1 protein-coding gene is annotated in these 1,234 nt (G+C 43.3%); it reads left to right on the top strand.

All coding sequences use genetic code 11. From position 1 onward, the window contains the following. Positions 1–54: 54 nt before the first annotated feature. Positions 55–1,234 (top strand): IS3 family transposase gene (locus R7O03_RS22595; RefSeq protein WP_318132068.1). Its coding sequence is split into 2 segments (ribosomal slippage), with 1,181 coding nucleotides annotated over them: positions 55–406 and positions 406–1,234; the frame shifts between segments, so codons are not numbered across the junction. This gene is flagged as partial in the annotation.

Genomic DNA, 1,234 nt, shown 5'->3' on the forward strand with positions numbered 1-1,234 from the left:
TGTGCCGTCCTAAATAAGGTTGACACTTTCCACCCCCCAAAATTGGAGAGTGTTATGAAATCAACAACTAAAAGAACTCAGCGCGATTACTCCCTCGCTTTTAAACTCACTGTAGTTGATGAGGTTGAAAAAGGAAGCCTCACTTACAAACAAGCCCAAGAGAAGTATGGCATCCAAGGTTGCTCTACGGTTTTGGTTTGGCTTCGTAAGCATGGTCGACTAGATTGGTCTAAAGGGACACCTAACTTTATGTCCAAAGGAGACTCTATGGCCGAGTTCAATTCACCTCCTACACCAGAGCAACGTATTAAAGAGCTTGAGAAGCAGCTCGAAGATGCTCAACTCAAAGCCGACTTCTTTGAAGCTGTCGTGAACGTTATGGAACGTGACTATGGTGTTAGAGTGACAAAAAAGCACAAAGAAGCGTTGTCCAAGAGAAAACCATAGTAGGTTTGAGCGTTACGAAGTTTTGTCAGTTAGTACAAATCTCTCGCCAAGCTTATTATAAGCAATGCCAAACTCAATCTCGTTGTGAACATCATGAGCATGCTGTCATTGGCTTTGTCCGTGAAGTCAGGCTGAAGCAGCCACGCATTGGCACGCGTAAACTGAAGTTCTTAGCAGCAACAAAGGGCATTCAAATAGGTCGCGATAAGCTCTTTGAACTTCTCAGAAAGCATCGGCTGTTAGTGAGAGCAAGACGAGCCTATCACCGAACGACTGACAGCCGTCATCGATTTTTCTGTCACCCAAACAAAGTGAAAGATGGGCTGACACCAACGAAGCCAGAACAACTGTGGGTTGCTGATATTACTTACTTGCCAACTCAAAATGGAGAGAGTTATCTCAGCTTGGTTACAGACGCTTATTCAAGGAAGATTGTTGGTTTTTATGTGGATGACAACATGAAAACTCAATCAGTTAAGCGGGCATTTATCTCAGCTCTCAGGCAACGGCAGAGTGAAGAAAAGCTAATACACCACTCAGATAGAGGTTCACAATACTGTTCGAAGGAATATCAAGATATCCATAAGAAACATAGAGTGACTTGCTCAATGACTGACGGGTATGACTGTTATCAGAATGCTTTAGCTGAGCGTGTAAATGGGATACTCAAAATGGAGCTCTTGCTGAAGAAACCGAAAGATCTGAAAGAAGCAAGGACGATGGTAGCAGAGTCCGTAGATATCTATAATCAAATGAGGCCTCATACGGCTTTAAAATACAAAACGCC

The sequence above is a fragment of the Vibrio sp. Vb2960 genome, from assembly GCF_033337665.1.
GTDB lineage: Bacteria > Pseudomonadota > Gammaproteobacteria > Enterobacterales > Vibrionaceae > Vibrio > Vibrio alginolyticus.